Origin of the sequence: Brevibacillus sp. MER 51, assembly GCF_023714195.1 — a bacterium.
Taxonomy (GTDB): Bacteria; Bacillota; Bacilli; order Brevibacillales; family Brevibacillaceae; genus Brevibacillus.
Window position 1 is genome coordinate 193,482 of record NZ_JAMAUS010000008.1, and the last position, 15,944, is coordinate 209,425.

The 15,944-nt window shown below is 46.1% G+C and carries 14 protein-coding genes; 13 read left to right on the top strand and 1 reads right to left on the bottom strand.

The window, feature by feature from the left end:
* The first annotated feature begins 20 nt into the window (after nucleotides 1-20).
* The 9 genes from M3630_RS18470 to sufB all read left to right on the top strand — a co-directional run bounded on the left by M3630_RS18470 (nucleotide 21) and on the right by sufB (nucleotide 10,006).
* Nucleotides 21-413, top strand: coding sequence for a VOC family protein (locus M3630_RS18470; RefSeq protein ID WP_007726371.1), 393 nt, complete (start codon nucleotides 21-23; stop codon nucleotides 411-413).
* Between the two features lie 449 nt (nucleotides 414-862).
* On the top strand, nucleotides 863-1,204 hold the full coding sequence (locus M3630_RS18475; RefSeq protein ID WP_251253153.1) for an SCP-2 sterol transfer family protein: 342 nt from the start codon (nucleotides 863-865) through the stop codon (nucleotides 1,202-1,204).
* Between the two features lie 59 nt (nucleotides 1,205-1,263).
* Nucleotides 1,264-2,406, top strand: coding sequence for a M20 peptidase aminoacylase family protein (locus M3630_RS18480; RefSeq protein WP_251253022.1), 1,143 nt, complete (start codon nucleotides 1,264-1,266; stop codon nucleotides 2,404-2,406).
* Nucleotides 2,407-2,698: 292 nt separating this feature from the next.
* Nucleotides 2,699-4,282, top strand: a complete 1,584-nt coding sequence (pckA, locus tag M3630_RS18485; protein WP_251253023.1) for a phosphoenolpyruvate carboxykinase (ATP) — start codon at nucleotides 2,699-2,701, stop codon at nucleotides 4,280-4,282.
* Nucleotides 4,283-4,810: 528 nt separating this feature from the next.
* On the top strand, nucleotides 4,811-5,599 hold the full coding sequence (sufC, locus tag M3630_RS18490; RefSeq protein WP_251253024.1) for a Fe-S cluster assembly ATPase SufC: 789 nt from the start codon (nucleotides 4,811-4,813) through the stop codon (nucleotides 5,597-5,599).
* Nucleotides 5,600-5,620: 21 nt separating this feature from the next.
* Nucleotides 5,621-6,919: a Fe-S cluster assembly protein SufD gene (gene sufD, locus M3630_RS18495; RefSeq protein ID WP_047073087.1), complete on the top strand. Its 1,299-nt coding sequence runs from the start codon at nucleotides 5,621-5,623 to the stop codon at nucleotides 6,917-6,919.
* Nucleotides 6,919-8,145 carry a cysteine desulfurase gene (locus tag M3630_RS18500; RefSeq protein WP_047073086.1) on the top strand — a complete coding sequence of 409 codons (1,227 nt, stop codon included), beginning with the start codon at nucleotides 6,919-6,921 and terminating at the stop codon, nucleotides 8,143-8,145. Before sufD ends, M3630_RS18500 begins: the two co-directional genes overlap by 1 nt.
* Entirely contained in the window at nucleotides 8,132-8,569 is a 438-nt protein-coding gene (gene sufU, locus M3630_RS18505) for a Fe-S cluster assembly sulfur transfer protein SufU (RefSeq protein ID WP_251253025.1), read from the top strand. Before M3630_RS18500 ends, sufU begins: the two co-directional genes overlap by 14 nt.
* A 39-nt stretch (nucleotides 8,570-8,608) precedes the next feature.
* A complete protein-coding gene (sufB, locus tag M3630_RS18510; protein WP_048034589.1) occupies nucleotides 8,609-10,006 on the top strand; it encodes a Fe-S cluster assembly protein SufB in 1,398 nt (465 codons plus the stop codon).
* 116 nt (nucleotides 10,007-10,122) lie between these two features.
* Here the strand turns inward: sufB and M3630_RS18515 are convergent, their stop codons facing one another.
* Nucleotides 10,123-10,440 carry a hypothetical protein gene (locus tag M3630_RS18515; RefSeq protein ID WP_251253026.1) on the bottom strand — a complete coding sequence of 106 codons (318 nt, stop codon included), beginning with the start codon at nucleotides 10,438-10,440 and terminating at the stop codon, nucleotides 10,123-10,125.
* A gap of 227 nt (nucleotides 10,441-10,667) precedes the next feature.
* On the opposite strand from M3630_RS18515, the gene M3630_RS18520 reads away from it, so the two are divergent.
* The 4 genes from M3630_RS18520 to M3630_RS18535 all read left to right on the top strand — a co-directional run bounded on the left by M3630_RS18520 (nucleotide 10,668) and on the right by M3630_RS18535 (nucleotide 15,711).
* The gene (locus M3630_RS18520; RefSeq protein WP_221867866.1) at nucleotides 10,668-11,354 is read left to right on the top strand and encodes a response regulator transcription factor; all 687 of its coding nucleotides are present in this window, start codon (nucleotides 10,668-10,670) and stop codon (nucleotides 11,352-11,354) included.
* On the top strand, nucleotides 11,347-12,348 hold the full coding sequence (locus tag M3630_RS18525) for a sensor histidine kinase (protein ID WP_251253027.1): 1,002 nt from the start codon (nucleotides 11,347-11,349) through the stop codon (nucleotides 12,346-12,348). Before M3630_RS18520 ends, M3630_RS18525 begins: the two co-directional genes overlap by 8 nt.
* A gap of 85 nt (nucleotides 12,349-12,433) precedes the next feature.
* Nucleotides 12,434-13,117 carry an ABC transporter ATP-binding protein gene (locus tag M3630_RS18530; RefSeq protein WP_251253154.1) on the top strand — a complete coding sequence of 228 codons (684 nt, stop codon included), beginning with the start codon at nucleotides 12,434-12,436 and terminating at the stop codon, nucleotides 13,115-13,117.
* Nucleotides 13,114-15,711, top strand: coding sequence for an ABC transporter permease (locus M3630_RS18535; RefSeq protein WP_251253028.1), 2,598 nt, complete (start codon nucleotides 13,114-13,116; stop codon nucleotides 15,709-15,711). Before M3630_RS18530 ends, M3630_RS18535 begins: the two co-directional genes overlap by 4 nt.
* Nucleotides 15,712-15,944 lie beyond the last annotated feature (233 nt).

The following is a 15,944-nucleotide window of genomic DNA, read 5'->3' on the forward strand; positions in this document are numbered from 1 at the left end:
TGACGTGGGAGGCAGTGTGAATGTTTCATTTGAAAGCCGTTCACCACATCGCATTGAATTGTAGTGATGTTGTGAAGGTAGCTCGTTTTTTTAAGGACATTTTGGAAGTCCCTATCCCGGAAGAGAATATGACGGAAGGAGCACCTGTCTACTTTCAAATTGGCACATACACACGGATCGGTCTTCATCCTCATGGCGGGGAAGCTGGGAAAGGCGGCGTAGGGCAAGTCGATCATCTCGCCTTCTCTGTGCAGAGCCGTGCTGAGCTGGACTATCTGGTTGATAAGCTGGAGGCAGAGAATATTTGCTATCGTGGCCCAATTACACAGCCTACCAGCTATAATTTGTATTTTGAGACACCTGATGGTCACCACCTTGAGGTGCGACTCGATAAAGACGAGTTCGATGAGTAGTGTTTCCGAAAAGCATCTGCGTAAAGCGGATGCTTTTTGTTTTTGCCATCTTACTGCTGTGGTGCGGGACGAACACACAAAACCTGATGAGAAGAAAAAGCACAGGGCTCGTAGACCTTGACAACGCCTACCCAGTCGGAACTTAAAAAAGGGTACCCGGTTGTCGAAGACTTCTTCCCTGAGAAACGTCCGCCCGTAGGGTGGCTTTGGCTCGACGGTTCCCTTTTTTAAGTGGAGACGAGCAGTCAATCCTCCTTGCGGGCGTGTCAGAATCGAAGAGAACTGTGCTTTTTCTTCTCCTCCACTATGTTGGCTCAAACGGCCTTTCTAACAATGTCGAGAAAAAGATGCTCCCCCTGACAACAGCCGACAGTGACTCTCATTCCTCGCCAAAGGATTCGACTTCACAGGCCACGAACCCAATTGGGAAGAGAGGGGTTGGCGTGCAGATGATCGGAATGGGCAGACTGCTTTTTGAACTGGGCGAGCGACTGCAAGGAAAAGCACACTTGCGATTCATAACGGCAGGATGGGAGCGCAGGATCGGAATTGTAGTGGATGATTCACGGTCACAGTGGCAATTGACGATAGCAAAAGGCGTTGCATCCTGGGATGTATGGACAGAAGAGCAGCCTGCCGATCTGATCATCAGAGGAGGGGAGAAACAAATGCACATGCTCTTTGGTGGCGATGAGCTCGTCTATGTTTTAGCCAAAGAAAAGGTGCAAATAGCAGGGACATTGCGCGACCAATTGAAGCTCGATGCCATTTTGCGACTAACCTGTCGGTGAACTGTCCAATGGGGCGGTGTGATATAATAGGAAGAAACGGTTTTGGAGGAGGCGCTTTGATGTCTACTGTTATGTCGTTGCAACAGACGGTTGCTGCACGTAAAGATGCTATTGCCGAAACATTCCGTCATCTGCATGAGAATCCGGAGATAAGCTGGAAGGAAGTAGAAACGACTCGTTATTTGGCGGAGCGCATGCGTGCCTTGGGACTGCGTGTTACGACTTTTGACGATTGTACAGGATTAGTGGCTGAATGGGGCGAAGGAAAGCCAGTTGTCGGCTTGCGCACAGATATCGATGCTCTCTGGCAAGAAGTGAACGGTGAGTGGCGCGCGAATCATTCCTGTGGTCATGACGCCCACATGACATTGATCGTGGAAACGGTAGAAGCATTGGTTGCCGCTGGATATCAACCGCCGGGAACGTTAAAAATTTTGTTCCAACCAGCAGAAGAAAAAGGAACGGGAGCATTGAAGCTAGTGGAGAAGGGTGTCGTCGATGACATCGATTATTTGTACGGTGTTCATTTAAGACCGATTCAGGAGATGGCAAATGGCACGGCAGGACCCGCCATCTACAACGGAGCAGCTATGTTCCTTTATGGAGAAATAACAGGAGTAGCGGCGCACGGTGCGAGACCGCATCTCGGGATCAATGCGATTGAAGTAGCGGGAGCGATTATTTTGGGTCTCGGGCAAGTACATATCAACCCGATGGTGCCAGCCACTGTCAAAATGACTATGCTGCAAGCCGGGGGAGAGAGCTACAACATTATTCCGGACAAGGCGCGTTTTGCTCTTGATCTACGAGCGCAGACGAATGAGGCGATGGAGACCCTCGAGAATCGCGTTCGTCAAATGATTAACGGAGTCGCGGAGTCTTTCCAGGCACGCATAGAGGTAGAGTCCGGTTCTCGCATGGTAGCGGCAGAGGTCGATGAGCAAGCGAAGGCATTTATGGAGCAGGCGATCGTAGATGTGCTCGGTCAAGAGAATTTGCGAGCGGCGCCTGTCAGTCCGGGAGCGGAAGATTTCCACTACTATACGGTGGAGCGCCCTCATATCAAGGCGACGATGCTGGCTCTTGGATGCGATTTGGTACCGGGGCTGCATCATCCGCAGATGCATTTTGACCGTTCTGCATTGGAAAAAGGTGTGGCGATTTTGTGTCAGACAGTCGTAAAAACGTTTGAAAATACGTAAATCTTTATGCCTTGTGAGAGCAACACTAAGGGAGTAAACTCTTGGTGTTGCTCTTTTTGTGGGGAAAATGTCTCTGCGTACTCCACGAATAGTCGATAGACTGATTGGTTTGTGGACAAAATACTGCTGTTGGGGAATAATACGCATGAGGAGGGTTATTCACACATTCTCCATAAGAGATTATAAAATTATGTAGCTTATTTAGCTAAATGTGATATACTAATTACAAATCGAGCGACAATTAGAAAGTCACAATAAATGATACACATTTTGGGAAGGAGATCGTTCACACATGGAAACCAATACGGTTCAAAAGCTTACTGACATTCTTGGAGCTACGAAAGTGTATCATAACTTGCCTGTAGCTAATCTTGTTGAGATGGCAGTGAAGCGTGGCGAAGGGATTTTGACCGACAAGGGGGCGCTCAATGCGCTAACAGGGAAGTTTACCGGCCGTTCGCCAAAGGACAAATTTGTGGTGGACGAAGCTTCCGTACACGATAAAATCAACTGGGGTCCGGTTAACCAACCAATCAGTACTGAAAAATTCCAAGCACTTCAACAAGACGTGCTCCAATACTTACAATCAAAAGATGAACTGTTTGTCTTCGATGGCTTTGCGGGTGCAGATACAACCTATCGCCTGCCAATCCGCGTAGTGAACGAATTCGCTTGGCATAACCTGTTTGCACGTCAGTTGTTCATTCGTCCGTCTGAAGAAGAACTGGCTGCGCACGAATCAGAATTTACGGTGATCTATGCGCCTAATTTCAAGGCCAATCCTGCGGTGCACGGAACGAACTCCGAGACCTTCATCGTATTGAGCTTTGAGCAAAAGACAGTGTTGATCGGTGGCACTGAGTATGCTGGCGAAATGAAAAAGTCGATCTTCAGCGTAATGAACATGCTGCTTCCGGAGCGCAACGTACTCCCGATGCACTGCTCTGCAAACGTAGGCAAAGACGGAGACGTTGCCCTGTTCTTCGGATTGTCCGGCACAGGAAAAACAACGCTGTCTGCTGACCCGGACCGTTTCTTGATCGGTGACGATGAGCACGGCTGGTCTGACAATGGCGTGTTCAATATCGAAGGCGGATGCTATGCAAAATGCGTCAAGCTGTCTGAAGAAGGCGAACCGCAAATCTGGAAAGCAATCCAGTTTGGTACCGTACTTGAAAATGTAGACGTAAACGAAGCGACTCGTGTAGCAGACTACGACAGCACCAAATATACAGAGAATACACGCGCTGCGTACCCAGTAGAAGCAATTCCGGGTGCTGTGATTCCAGGCGTGGGCGGGCAACCAAATGTCATCGTCTTTTTGACAGCCGATTCGTTCGGTGTATTGCCGCCAATCTCCAAGCTGAATAAAGAGCAAGCGATGTACCACTTCCTGTCTGGCTACACCAGCAAAATGGCAGGTACAGAGCGTGGCGTAACTGCTCCGCAAACAGAGTTTTCTACTTGCTTCGGTTCTCCATTCTTGCCACTGCATCCAGTAGTATATGCAGAAATGCTCGGTAAGAAGATTGACGAGCGCAAGGTTCAAGTATACCTGGTGAACACTGGTTGGACTGGTGGCCCGGTAGGTGTTGGGCAACGTATGAAGCTGTCCTACACACGTGCGATGGTAACAGCAGCATTGAACGGTGAGCTGGAAAAAGTAGACTATGTAGCTGATGAGATTTTCGGGGTACAAGTGCCGACTGCTTGCCCGAACGTTCCTGCTGAAGTTCTGCAACCACGCAATACATGGGCAAACAAGGAAGATTACGACAAGCAAGCAGCTGATCTGGCTGCACGCTTCATCGAAAACTTCGAGAAGAAATTCCCGAATGCAGCAGATATTGCAAATGCGGGTCCAAAAGTAAAGTAATCGAACAGGAAAGAAACGGGTAGACGATAAGGTCTATCCGTTTTTTCTTCGTGAAAACAGAAAAAATCGTCAACGTATGACCGACGGTTTTGAGCTTATCCGTTACTTGTTGCCATCGAATACTTTCGAAGAATGGATTGGTACAACTTTTCCATTTGACTGTCGGAATAGAGTCAGGTAAGCTTCCGAAGGGAACCCTTCCATAGAGTGATAGCGATACATAAGTTTCTTGTTACTCTTTTTCAAAATGATCCTTCCATTTCGAGTTATCCATTGGTGTTTTTTACAAAAAGCACCTGCAATTTGGACGGAAATGTATGTCCAAAAGTTACAAAGGGAAAAATGCTGCGGAGGCAAGAATATTTAGGAAGGGATTCATGCGCAAAATCGGACTTTCTAAATATAATGATATAAAAAATACAGATATGTTTCATTCCTTGATTTATAATTATTCTTATTATAAGATAGTTATTGAGAATGGATTGAGAATTTACCAACTCACTTTTGACGTGTATGGAGGGAATTCAGATGACAGCAGTACCGCATTTGCAAATAAAAAACCTTCGCGCCAGTATCGAGGACAAAGAGATCCTCAAAGGCCTGAATTTGGAGATCAAGGGCGGCGAAGTGCACGCGATCATGGGACCAAATGGTACCGGTAAATCGACATTGGCATCCACGCTGATGGGTCACCCAAAATATGAGGTAACCGATGGCGAAGTGCTGATCAATGACGAAGACTTGTTGGAAATGGCAGTAGACGAGCGCGCACGTGCAGGTCTGTTCCTGGCGATGCAATACCCGTCCGAAATCAGCGGTGTAACCAACTCTGACTTCCTGCGTTCCGCAATCAACGCGCGCCGTGGTGAAGGAAACGAAATCTCCCTGATGAAATTCATCCGTGAGATGGACAAAAAGATGAACACCCTGGAAATGGATGAATCTTTCTCCCACCGTTACCTGAACGAAGGCTTCTCTGGCGGTGAGAAAAAGCGTAACGAGATTCTGCAAATGATGCTCTTGGAGCCAAGCATCTGTATTTTGGATGAAATCGACTCCGGTTTGGACATCGACGCATTGAAAATCGTTGCAGCTGGTGTAAACGAAATGCGCTCCGCAGACCGCGGATTCTTGATTATTACGCACTACCAGCGTTTGCTGAACTATGTAAAGCCTGACTTCGTACACGTCATGATGCAAGGTCGTATCGTGAAGTCCGGTGGTCCTGAGCTGGCTGAACGCCTGGAGGCAGAAGGCTACGACTGGATCAAGGAAGAGCTCGGCATCGAGGACGAAACCGTAAACGCCAACGTGTAGGATGAAGGAGGCAGCAGTGAAATGAGTGTGGATGTACAGCTACGCTTCGATTCCGAGGCGATCACCCAGTACTCCAAAGCTAATCAGGAGCCTGCCTGGTTCCTGGAAAAGCGCCTCGCTGGACTGAAGGCGGCGGGAGAGCTGGCGCTCCCTGCCTTGGAGAAAACGAAGATTGATAAATGGAATACCGTTGATTTCGATCCGTTCCAAACCACTGCGAAGGTGGCAGCGGCGAATGAACTCAGCGATTTGGTAAAAGCACAAATCGATGTCGACAGCGTGAAAAACCTGTTGGTACAAAAAAATGCTTCTACTGTTTTTCAAGCAGTATCCGATGAGTTGAAGGCACAAGGCGTGATCTTCACGACTTTTGCTGATGCTCTGCAATCACATGGCGATCTCGTGCAAAAATATTTGCTGAACGTCATCGCACTTGATGAGCACAAGCTGACTGCTTTGCATACGGCAGTTGTAAATGGTGGCGTATTCCTCTACGTTCCGAAAAACGTGGAAGTAGATGTTCCCCTGCAAGCTGTGTATGAAATCGCAGGCGACAACGCTCTGTTGGCTCCACATGTATTGATCGTGGCAGAAGCGAACAGTAAAGTAACCTACGTGGACACATATGTATCTGGCGAGGGCAAAAGCATGGTTGCGAACAGCCTAGTTGAAGTATATGTAGGCGCGGGCGCATCTGTGCAAGTAGCTTCTGTACGTTCTCTGTCTGTAGACGTTCACGACTACAGCTTCCGTCGTGCAACGGTTGAGCGCGATGGAAAAATGGAATGGATTTTGGGTGAGATGAACGATGGCAATACCGTTGCCAACAACACCACCATCCTCAAGGGAACTGCTTCGATTGCAGAGACCAAATCCATTTCTGTAGGTACTGGTTCCCAACGCCAAAACCTCACTTCCCAAGTTCAGCATATCGGCACGCACACTGAGTCTGACATGGTGAGCAAAGCTGTTATGACGGATGAAGCAGTGAGTATCTTGAACGGTATCACGAAAATCGAAAAAGGCGCTGAAAAGGCAAACGGCGTACAGGCGGAAAACATCCTGATGCTGAGCGATAAATCTCGCGGTGATGCCAACCCGATCCTGTTGATCGACGAGGATGATGTTAAAGCGGGTCACGCAGCTTCGGTAGGACGTTTTAGTGAAGAGTCTATCTTCTACTTGATGTCTCGTGGTATTTCCCGTCAAGGCGCAGAACGTCTGATCATTCTCGGCTTCCTGGAGCCAGTTGTCGCTGAGATTCCAGTAGAAGAAGTGAAGAACAGACTCCGTCAGGCGCTTGAAAGGAAGTTAGGCTAATGAACGCCAAGGAGCTTCGGAAATATTTTCCCATCCTACACCAGGAAGTAAATGGACATCCGCTCGTTTATTTGGATAATGGTGCAACCTCTCAAAAGCCGATTCAGGTTATTGAGGCGATGGATAAATACTACAGGGAGTATAACTCCAACGTGCACCGTGGCGTGCACACCTTGGGTAACATAGCGACAGATGGGTACGAAGGCGCGCGTGAAAAAGTTCGCGCCTTCATCAACGCCCGTGAAGCCGCAGAAATCGTCTTTACGCGTGGTACGACCTCTGCTTGTAATACGGTAGCGTACGGCTATGCTCGCAAGTACCTGGGGCCTGGTGATGAAATCGTGACCACATTGGTGGAGCATCACGCCAATTTCATTCCATGGCAGCAGGCAGCCAAGGCGACCGGAGCGACCTTTAAGTTCATTCCGCTGGCAGAGGACGGTACCGTTACTCTGGAGGCGGTCAAGGAAACGATTACGGACAATACCAAGATCGTTGCCATTCACCATGTTTCCAACGTATTGGGGGATACTACTCCAATCAAGGAAATTGCCCAAATCGCTCATCAGCATGGCGCACTTTTGTTTGTTGACGGAGCGCAGGGTGCTCCGCACAAGAAAATCGACGTCCAGGATTTGGATTGCGATTTTTATACGTTTTCAGCCCACAAGATGGCAGGCCCGACAGGCGTAGGTGTCCTGTACGGCAAGCGTGAGGTGCTGGAGCGTGTGGAGCCGATGGAGTTCGGCGGAGAAATGATCGACTACGTGGATATGTACGATTCCACGTGGAAGGAGCTCCCTTGGAAGTTTGAAGGAGGAACTCCGATCATCGCAGGTGCTATCGGATTGGGAGCAGCAATCGACTTTTTGGAAGAGATCGGTATGGACAATATCGAGCGTCATGAAAAACATCTCGTCAAGTACGCGATGGAACAAATGCGCGAGATAGAAGGACTGAAGATTTACGGCCCACAGCAGGACCGCAGCTGTTTAATTACATTCAACCTGGATACAGTACATCCGCATGACCTGGCGACGGTGCTGGACAGTTACGGAATCGCAGTTCGTGCCGGGCATCACTGCGCACAACCGCTGATGCGTTGGCTGAATGTGACAGCTACCGCTCGGGCGAGCTTCTACCTGTACAATACAGAAGAAGAAGTAGATGTGCTGATCGCGGGCTTGAAGAAGACGAAGGAGTATTTCGGCAATGTCTTCTCTTGATGATTTATACCGCCGCGTCATTATGGATCACTACCAGAAACCGCGCAACCGCGGCAAGCTGGAAGAATCCGAAGGACTCATTGTGAATTTGAATAACCCGACCTGTGGCGACAGCATCTCGCTCTCCTTGAAAGTGGAGGACGGCAAAGTGGTGGACGCGAAGTTCCTCGGCGAAGGCTGCTCGATCAGTATGTCGTCTGCATCCATGATGACAGATGCTGTCAAAGGCAAGCCAGTAGCAGAAGCACTGGAGCTGTCGCAAAAATTCTCCGATATGATGCAAGGCAAAGAAATCGATGATTCGATTGACCTTGGTGATATCGAAGCCTTGTCTGGCGTAGCCAAGTTCCCGGCGCGTATCAAGTGCGCGACACTGGCTTGGAAAGCATTGGAGCAGGGTGTCAAACAGGCGGAGCAGGATTAGTGATGGGTAAGGGAAATGAACACGAAGGAGTGAGCAACGATGGCTGTTAAAGGCCCAGAAATACAGGAATATCAGTACGGCTTTCACGACAAGGACGTTTCTGTATTCCGTACGAAAAAGGGTTTGACCCGCGAGATCGTCGAAGAAATTTCGAAGATCAAGGATGAGCCAGCATGGATGCTGGAATTCCGTCTAAAAGCATTGGACATCTTCAACAGCATGCCGATGCCAAAATGGGGCGGCGATCTGGACGACCTCGATTTTGACAGCATCACCTACTACGTAAAGCCTTCTGAAAAGCAAGGCCGTAGCTGGGATGAGGTGCCGGAAGAAATCAAGGCAACCTTTGACAAGCTGGGTATTCCAGAAGCAGAGCAAAAGTTCCTCGCAGGTGTATCTGCCCAGTATGAATCTGAGGTAGTTTACCACAACATGCAGGAAGACCTGGAAAAACTGGGCGTTCTCTTCTGCGACATGGATTCTGCGGTGAAGCTTCACCCAGAAATCGTGAAAGAATACTTCGCGACAGTGATTCCGCCAGCAGACAACAAGTTTGCTGCGTTGAACTCGGCAGTATGGTCCGGTGGCTCCTTCATTTACGTACCAAAAGGCGTAAAAGTGGAAACTCCGCTGCAAGCGTACTTCCGCATCAACTCCGAGAACATGGGTCAATTCGAGCGTACGCTGATCATCGCCGATGAAGATTCCTTCGTTCACTATGTAGAGGGCTGTACAGCTCCAATCTACAGCACGGATTCCTTGCACTCCGCTGTTGTAGAAATCATCGTAAAAGAACGTGCCCGTTGCCGTTACACCACGATCCAAAACTGGTCCAACAACGTATACAACCTCGTTACCAAACGTGCGGTTGCATACGCGGATGCGAACATGGAATGGATCGATGGTAACATCGGTTCCAAGCTGACGATGAAATACCCAGCTGTTATCATGAAAGGACCTCGCGCGAAAGGTACCGTTCTTTCCATTGCAGTAGCAGGAAAAGGACAACACCAAGACGCAGGTGCGAAAATGATTCACTTGGCGCCAGATTGCACATCGACGATCATTTCCAAGTCGATCTCCCGTGATGGCGGAAAAGTAACGTACCGTGGTCTGTCGCAGTTTGGACGCAAGTCGGAAGGCTCCAAGTCCAACATCAAGTGCGATACGCTGATTCTGGATAAACTGTCCACGTCTGACACGATCCCGTACAACGAGATCATGAACGACAGCATCACGCTTGAGCATGAGGCGACTGTATCCAAGGTATCCGAGGATCAACTCTTCTACCTGATGAGCCGCGGCTTGTCAGAAGCAGAAGCAACTGAGATGATCGTAATGGGCTTCATCGAGCCATTCACAAAAGAATTGCCGATGGAGTACGCGGTAGAGATGAATCGTCTCATTAAATTCGAGATGGAAGGCTCTATCGGATAATCGTTTCGATAACGGGTAAATACGTGTCTGATTCGTTCAGACACGTATTTTTTGTGCCCTGCTTGATGAAGGAAAACGCAACAGCCCTCCGACGGTAATTCGCCGGAGGGCTGTTTTTATGAGGACATACTAAATTTCCATAATAAGATCATAAATAACGCCATCGGAATGACCCAAAGTAAAGGAATGGCGTTGAGTGCGTAGCTCGTTTTGAATTTCAACTTGTGATAGCAGTACCAACTGCCCAACGTTGAGGCAAGTAGTACAAGCGGATACGATAGGATCGTATAGAACACGCCTGGTGCTCCAGTATCATATTTATCTTCAGGTAGAAGCACAATGGTAAAAAAAACAGAAATGGCCCAAGCCAATAAGAAAATGGCATATATGCTTTGACTAATAGAAAGGATGAGACAAGCTGTCTTGTTTTTCATAAGTGCCTGATTCCTCCCCAAAAAATGGAATGCTAATAAACAAGACGGGAGGAGGTTGAAAAAGGTAACCATTCATATGATTTCGTCAGTCCAACTTGCAAAGTATCTTGCCAATTAAGTAAATTAGGTTAATACCAATTGTGTTATGAAAACACCGATAATAATTACTAAAATGGGAAGATAAGAGTTGCTGATTGCGATTTATGGTAGTAGAGGGAGGATGAACCATGAAGGTTTTAATAGTGGAAGATGACAAGACCATTGCAGATGGTTTGCACTATTCGCTTTCCAGTGAGGGCTATGAAGTAGTTCTTTGCGAAGGAAAACAAACTGCACTCGAAACAATCAAACAGCACAGTTTTGATCTATATTTACTCGATCTGACTCTCCCAGATGGTAATGGCTATGAGATTTGCGAATATGTAAAAGAAAATCAGGATGCACCTGTCATCTTCTTGACGGCGTGTGATGATGAAATCAATGTGGTTCGAGGGTTAGATATGGGGGCAGACGACTATATCACAAAGCCGTTTCGTATCAGGGAGCTAATTAGCCGAATGAAGTCATCCCTTAGACATTACCAAAAAGAACCCAACTTGTCTGACAAAGTCAAGATTGGAGATATTGTCGTAAATACAAAACTGGCTAAAGTGTACAAAGGAACCGAGGAAGTGATGCTGACTGCCTTAGAATACCGTTTGCTGTTAGCATTCATAAATAATAGAGGACAAGTTCTGTCCAGGAATCAGTTGTTGGAGGGCATTTGGGATATAGATGGTAACTTTATCAATGACAATACCCTTTCTGTTTACATTAAACGGCTTCGAGAAAAGTTGGAGGATGATAGCCAGAATCCTAAAGTGATTGAAACCGTACGCGGACTGGGCTATCGAATGAGTGGCAGCCATGCTTAAAAACAAAGAAATACGGAAGTTATGCATGTATAGCATGTTTATTTCTTTCATTGGGATCACTATTCTATGGATGATCGACTGGAAAGCGGGGATTGTCGGAGTTGCTATGGTATTTCTGCTCCTTTCAATTTTTTTCCTGTTTACCCGCAAACGTTATCAGGACATCAGGAAGCTCGCTTATTATTTGGCTTCTGTATATTCAGGCCAACCCACGATGGATATTAGGGATAACGTTGAGGGTGAATTGAGCATTCTGAAAAATGATATTTATAAAGTCACATTAACGTTGTCCGAGCAGTCTACTCTACTGAAAAAGGAAAAACAATACTTGGCAGATACTCTTTCGAACATCTCCCATCAATTAAAAACGCCACTTACCTCTATGTTTGTCATGGCTGATTTGTTAAACAACCCTAGTCTGCCCCCAGACAAGAGGGAGGAATTCTTGGGCAAAATTATCAATCAGTTGAAGCGTATTGAATGGCTCGTGACCTCATTGCTCAAGCTGTCCAAAATCGAAGTGCAAAGTGTTATTTTCAAAAAGGAACTCGTATCTGTCAAGAAAATGATAAACAAGGCAGTAGAACCACTCCTTGTCCCCATGGAATTAAAAAATCAGGAGCTCTCTTTTTCCTGTAAAGAAGACCTTTTCGTGTATGGAGATGAAAACTGGACGGTAGAAGCCATTTTGAACGTAATTAAAAACGGGATTGAGCATACGCCGGTCGGGGGACAGATTGCTATTTCGTGTGAGGAAACACCCTTGTATACACAAATTGTCATTGCCGACAGTGGAGAGGGGATTAGTCTGGAAGATGCCCCACACATTTTTGAACGATTTTATAAAGGGAAGAATGCGGGATCGGATAGTATTGGAATAGGGCTAGCGATGTCTAAAACAATCTTGCAAAGTCAAAACGCCGATGTGTTTATGGAAAGTCAGATTGGTGCAGGCACAACATTCAAAATCAAATTTTACAAGCAAATCATTTAGATGACAAAATTGTAAGAATGAATGTCACCGACGAGACATGTTTGGCAGCTATTCTCAACGTAATAACTTATCTGGGAGGATCATGATGGAGATTTTGCGAGTAGAGAACCTGTCAAAGACGTACGGTGATGGCGAAACAGCTGTTACTGCATTGAACGATATCTCATTTTCCGTACAAAAAGGGGAGTTTGTGGCGATCATTGGACCATCTGGTTCAGGTAAGTCTACCCTTTTGCATATTCTGGGGGGCGTTGATACGCCTACATCGGGTAAAGTGATCGTTGACCAGACTGATATGTACGCGATGGATGAAACGGCACTGGCCATCTTCAGGCGCAGACAGATTGGGCTTATCTATCAATTTTACAACCTGATCCCTGTCCTTACTGTGGAGGAAAATATCACCCTGCCATTGCTGTTGGACGGTAGAGAAGTAAATCAAGATATCTTTTCCGGTATCGTAGAGACTCTAGGCCTTCAACAGCGATTAAAGCATCTGCCAAACCAGCTTTCTGGAGGACAGCAGCAGCGTGCGTCTATTGGCCGTGCCTTGATTAGCAGTCCCGCCATTGTATTGGCTGACGAGCCAACAGGGAATTTAGACAGCAAAAATAGTGCTGAGATTGTGAAGCTGTTGAAAAAACTACACAAAGAACGGCATCAAACATTGATCGTTATTACACATGACGAAAACATTGCCTTGAAAGCGGACCGTATTATTGGCATTCAGGACGGCAGGATTTCCAGAGATGAGGTGATCAGGCGATGAATATCGTAAATCAGCTCACTTTACGTTATATGAAGAAGAATAAGAGCCGTACCCTTGTTACAATCATTGGGGTTGTCATTTCTGTTGCAATGCTTACAGCAGTATTTTCCATTAGCAGTTCTTTCATGGATATGATGCAGAGAAACGCGGTTGCCTACTCTGGTAAATGGCAGGCAGCTTTTCTCGATGTTGCAGGAGAAGATGTTGCGGTTATTACGAATGCAGAAAGAATTGAAGGGTACGACATTGAGCAGAAACTCGGATTTGCACGACTTTCTAACTCTCCAAGCAGCGTGAAGCCTTATTTGTATATTACTGGACACAGTCATCATGATGTAATAGGGGTGAGCCTAATTGATGGGCGCTTGCCTCAAAATGAAAATGAACTGGCACTTTCATCACAGTTTGTCCAAACCGCAGGGGTAAGCTGGAAGGTTGGAGATGTAGTCACCTTAGATTTTGGTAAACGTAGCTTGAATATAGATGGTAAGAGCGAGACATTAGACACCGATTATGTCTATCAATCAAAGGAAGTCTTTACGCCTACAAAGACAAGAACATACACAATTACCGGGATTGTTCAAGCGCCAGCTAGAGAGCGGGATGCACTGGCCGCATACCGTGCATTTAGTGGACTCTCCGAGGGTGATTTAGAGGAGGGCTTTCCCTATACGGTAAGTGTTGAATATAAGGATTTTAAAGGTTTAGGAAATAACATTTATGAAACGAGTGACACGATTGCTAGTAAAGTAAGCGGAGTAAAGGATCAAGTTAAATCGAATGGAGTAAAAATCAAGTACAATCGGGACCTTTTGCTTTATTCCGGGATTTCGAATGATTCCCACTTTCTTAACACCATGTATCTGGCAGTTCTTTCCGTGGGAATTATCATTCTGATTGGATCTGTCTCACTAATCTACAACGCGTTTGCGATCTCACTTTCAGAGCGTAGTCGCACTTTAGGGATGTTATCTAGCGTAGGGGCAACCAAACAACAAAAAAGGGCTTCTGTATTTTTTGAAGCTGCGGTAATCGGGATCATAGCTATTCCAGCCGGGTTGTTTTTTGGGTCCATTGGCATTGGTGTTACTCTCCATTTGCTCAGCCCATTCATTCAAAAAATGTTTGTCGCTAGTGAACCGATGCGACTGGTGATAGAGCCGTACAGTATGATTGCTGTCATTTTGTTTTCCATTTTGACATTGCTCATTTCTGCATGGTTACCAGCAGTGAGGGCTTCGAGAATTACACCGATAACTGCAATCCGCCAGACAAAGGATATCGAAATAAAAGGAAAAGATGTTCGTACATCCAAAATGATCCGGAAGTTGTTTGGATTTGAAGCGGAATTAGGATTAAAAAATCTGAAAAGGAATAAACATCACTATCGCTCAACTGTCTTTTCTCTTGCGATCAGTGTAATCTTGTACCTGGCAGCTTCTTCCTTTTCGTTGTATATGGATAAGTCCTACAATATGGCACAAGCACCGCTACCATATGATCTGTCAGTAAACGCAAGGGGAGCCGATCTGGAAAGGGTAAGGTCATTAACAAATGAATTGATGTCTGTCCAAAACGCAACAACAAAGGTGCGGACCCAACTTATCGGTGCTGATCTATTACTCAACGAAAACGAGGTTACCACAGACATCTCCAGTCGCCATACTCTTAATCCAGAAGGGAAATACTTCATGTCTGCAAACATTGTTTCTCTGGATGAGGCCTCTTTTGCAGCGTATCTGCAATCCGCTGGGATTGATGCAAAGAAATTGGAAGGTGACGAGATTTCTGCAATACTTGTCAATCGGTTTACCTTGAAAGAAGAACATAATTTTACAGATATCTCTCAATTAACAGTCCAAGAAGGATCAGAACTACCTCTCACTTTGATTGAAGGAGCTAAAGTCCGAATTGCTTCTATCACGGATAAACGTCCACCTTTTATGCTACGCTACCAGGAAGATGCTTTTATGGTTACACTTGTTGTTTCTGAACGAGGCTTTGACAAGTTAAGAGAACGTGGGAACAATATGCTGTCTGAGCAAGTTACTAGCGAGGTTCAATTTACAACTGAGCAGTCTGCGGCATTGGAAAATGAAATAAACCCGATTATTAACAGATATCCAGATGTACATGTCTATACGACCAATCTGATTGAGGAGCGTCAGGATGCAATGAATCGCGCCACAGTCACATCCGTATTCCTTTATGGGTTTGTGGTTCTCATCGGACTCATTTGTATGGCAAATATTATCAACACAATATCGACAGGGATGGCATTGAGAAAACGTGAGTTTGCGATGTTGGCTTCCATCGGCATGACGCCAAAGGGCGTGAAGAAAATGCTACGGTTCGAAGGGTTTTTTTATGGAATGAAGTCGCTTATTTACGGACTACCGATTAGTTTATGCGTGATGTTTTTCATCTACAAGATCCTTGACCGTAATTTTGAATTTGCTTTTACGTTGCCTTGGGCGGATCTTATCATTGCTGGGATAGGTGTGTTTTTTATTGTGGGGTTGACGATCTTTTATGCGAATAGAAAATACAAAGAATACAGTATCGTTAACTCGTTGAAGAACGAAAACATTTGAACGAGGGAGTAATGATCTTAAGGAACCTTGCAGAGACAAAAGCTCATAAAGACAAGTAGTGAACAGTTCTTGACGAAGGGATAACGCCTTAGAAAAAATACGTGTCTGATTCGTTCAGATACGTATTTTTTATTGCACCCTCCAAAAGCGTTTCCTAAATCGTACCATGTCAAAGTCGTAATGGTCGAGCAGTTTCACTTATCACGCTATTTTACTATTGAATCGGTTACTCA

What these genes read in the sequence shown, in the direction of transcription:
- M3630_RS18515 (WP_251253026.1), bottom strand. Translation starts at nt 10,440, where the DNA reads ATGAAAAACAAGACAGCTTGTCTCATCCTTTCTATTAGTCAAAGCATA.
- M3630_RS18480 (WP_251253022.1), top strand. Translation starts at nt 1,264, where the DNA reads ATGTCTACTGTTATGTCGTTGCAACAGACGGTTGCTGCACGTAAAGAT.
- M3630_RS18470 (WP_007726371.1), top strand. Translation starts at nt 21, where the DNA reads ATGTTTCATTTGAAAGCCGTTCACCACATCGCATTGAATTGTAGTGAT.
- pckA (WP_251253023.1), top strand. Translation starts at nt 2,699, where the DNA reads ATGGAAACCAATACGGTTCAAAAGCTTACTGACATTCTTGGAGCTACG.
- M3630_RS18500 (WP_047073086.1), top strand. Translation starts at nt 6,919, where the DNA reads ATGAACGCCAAGGAGCTTCGGAAATATTTTCCCATCCTACACCAGGAA.
- sufB (WP_048034589.1), top strand. Translation starts at nt 8,609, where the DNA reads ATGGCTGTTAAAGGCCCAGAAATACAGGAATATCAGTACGGCTTTCAC.
- sufC (WP_251253024.1), top strand. Translation starts at nt 4,811, where the DNA reads ATGACAGCAGTACCGCATTTGCAAATAAAAAACCTTCGCGCCAGTATC.
- M3630_RS18525 (WP_251253027.1), top strand. Translation starts at nt 11,347, where the DNA reads ATGCTTAAAAACAAAGAAATACGGAAGTTATGCATGTATAGCATGTTT.
- M3630_RS18475 (WP_251253153.1), top strand. Translation starts at nt 863, where the DNA reads ATGATCGGAATGGGCAGACTGCTTTTTGAACTGGGCGAGCGACTGCAA.
- sufD (WP_047073087.1), top strand. Translation starts at nt 5,621, where the DNA reads ATGAGTGTGGATGTACAGCTACGCTTCGATTCCGAGGCGATCACCCAG.
- sufU (WP_251253025.1), top strand. Translation starts at nt 8,132, where the DNA reads ATGTCTTCTCTTGATGATTTATACCGCCGCGTCATTATGGATCACTAC.
- M3630_RS18520 (WP_221867866.1), top strand. Translation starts at nt 10,668, where the DNA reads ATGAAGGTTTTAATAGTGGAAGATGACAAGACCATTGCAGATGGTTTG.
- M3630_RS18535 (WP_251253028.1), top strand. Translation starts at nt 13,114, where the DNA reads ATGAATATCGTAAATCAGCTCACTTTACGTTATATGAAGAAGAATAAG.
- M3630_RS18530 (WP_251253154.1), top strand. Translation starts at nt 12,434, where the DNA reads ATGGAGATTTTGCGAGTAGAGAACCTGTCAAAGACGTACGGTGATGGC.